A 354-nucleotide genomic window follows, 5' to 3' on the forward strand; every position below is an offset into this window, starting at 1 on the left:
GTTGATGTGGCACATTGCCTGTGAAGGTGATAACTGGTGTGCTCAGGGACAATGCAGCACGTGCAGCAACCAGAGCAGCGTATTGGCTGGCAGTGATCACGACAGCAGAGTTTGCTGTGATGTTTTCGATACCGGACAGTTGTGCACCAGCCAGGTTGATCGCACCGTATGTGACCAGTGTATCGTTACCGTTACCCAGGTTGATGGTGTCTGTCACTACACGGGCTACTGCTGTTGCTGTGGATTGTGCATTGAGGTTCACACCGTTTTCTGTCGTGTTGTAGGTACCGGCAACATAGTTACCCAGCAGTACGACACGGTCAGCACCTGCACCCAGGCTCAGGAAGTTGGCGC

Annotated in this window: 1 protein-coding gene; it reads right to left on the reverse strand. The window is 53.4% G+C overall.

Features of this window, described 5'->3' with window-relative positions; translation table 11 throughout:
- A partial coding sequence (locus tag H8L32_RS27330) for a hypothetical protein (protein WP_186951014.1) occupies positions 1-354 on the reverse strand: 354 nt, incomplete at both ends.

The sequence above is a fragment of the Undibacterium hunanense genome, assembly GCF_014284335.1.
In the GTDB taxonomy this organism is placed as follows: Bacteria; Pseudomonadota; Gammaproteobacteria; order Burkholderiales; family Burkholderiaceae_D; genus Undibacterium; species Undibacterium hunanense.